This window comes from Mycobacterium innocens (genome assembly GCF_900566055.1).
Lineage (GTDB): Bacteria > Actinomycetota > Actinomycetes > Mycobacteriales > Mycobacteriaceae > Mycobacterium > Mycobacterium innocens.
In genome coordinates, this window is sequence record NZ_UPHQ01000349.1 from 1 (window position 1) to 1,474 (window position 1,474).

General features: G+C 61.1%; 2 pseudogenes. Both read left to right on the top strand.

Annotated elements, in window-relative coordinates:
* Window positions 1-131 precede the first annotated feature (131 nt).
* A pseudogene (locus EET03_RS33240) lies at window positions 132-282 on the top strand (dihydrolipoyl dehydrogenase); the annotation flags it as partial.
* A 77-nt stretch (window positions 283-359) separates the two neighbouring features.
* Window positions 360-1,264 (top strand): annotated as a pseudogene (locus EET03_RS29655) (TRC40/GET3/ArsA family transport-energizing ATPase); the annotation flags it as partial.
* Window positions 1,265-1,474 lie beyond the last annotated feature (210 nt).

A 1,474-nucleotide genomic window follows, 5' to 3' on the forward strand; every position in this document is an offset into this window, starting at 1 on the left:
GCTACAACGTGAATTCGTTCCACATCAGCAGCAACACGCTACTATTAGTGGCTACACTTTTCCTGCCGAGTCGCCACAAAACCCAGCTCAGCACCCCATTTCCCTTATTTACCAGCAGTAACTTCGGGTTAAAGAAACTCGGTGTCAATGTTCTCACCGGCACCATACGTCGGCGACGACGGCACAGGTTACCGTGACGGTGCGAAGAGACGGCACCTCCAGCGAATTGAAGCCGATAAGGTGTTGCAGGCCATCGGTTTTCGGCCCAACGTCGAGGGCTACCGGGCTGCCCACGTCGCTCATGGCGATGGGGTTGGTCAATCCACCCCCGACAACCTGATCGTAGAAATGTAGTCGCCATGACAATGCCTAAATTCCTCAGCGGCGCTCCGCGCTACATGTCACCGACAAGGGCGGGGTCGGCAAGGAGTCAATTGCGTGCGCTAGCGCGCTGGCCTTAGCCCGTACAAGCAAGACGGTGCTGCTGGTCTCCACAGACCCGGCTTCAAACCTGGGTCAGGTGTTTGGACTTGAGATCGGTAACAAGATCACTGCGATCCAATCGGTACGGGGGTTGTCGGCGCTTGAGATCGATCCCGAGCAGGCTGCGAATGCCTACCGGTGAGCGCATCATCGGACCGATGCGGGGGGTGCTCTCCGAAGCCGAAATCGTCTCCATGACCGAACAACGATCCGGCTCATGTACCACCGAGATCGCTGCGCTCGACGAGTTCACCGCTCTGCTGACCGATACCCACGGCGCGATTGCCGCGTTCGAGTATGTGCTGTTCGATACTGCGCCGACCGGGCACACCATCCGTCTGCTACAACTTCCCGGAAGCTGGAACGCCTTCCTGGAAGCGGGTAAGGGCGACGCGTCCTGTCTCGGACCGCTAGCCGGGCTGGAGAAGCACAAGGCGATGTACGCCGCGGCCGTCGCCGCGCTCGCCGACCCCCGCCGCACCCGTCTGCTGCTGGTCGCCCGCCCTCCCCATTTCGCTCTCGCCGAAATTGACCGCACTCATCCAAGAACTCGCCGAGATCGGGCTCACCCGTCAGCGCGTCGTCATCAACGGTGTGCTGCCCGCACCCAACGATGACAACAGACCCGCTCGCCACAGCGATCCACCGCCGTGAACAAGCCGCGCTGGCGAACATGCCGGCGGCGTTGCGGCCATTGCCGCTGGACCTGATCGAGTTGAAGGCCACCAACATGGTGGGCCTGAAAGCCCTCGCAACATTGTTCGAGACAACGTCTGACGGCGATCCAACCATGACCGAGGATTCTGACGTATCAGTCTCTGACTGTTCGCGGGCATCCAGGGTGAGCACGTGGGGGTGGGGTTCCGGCGCTGGCGGTGAGCAGTGTGTGGGGTTGCGGTAACCCGATTTGTTGTTCGTGCTGCCGGGGCGGCACGGTGATCAGGTCAGTTGGTAGGCGACGGCCCTCCCGTCGTCTCTTCCCGGAGTGCTA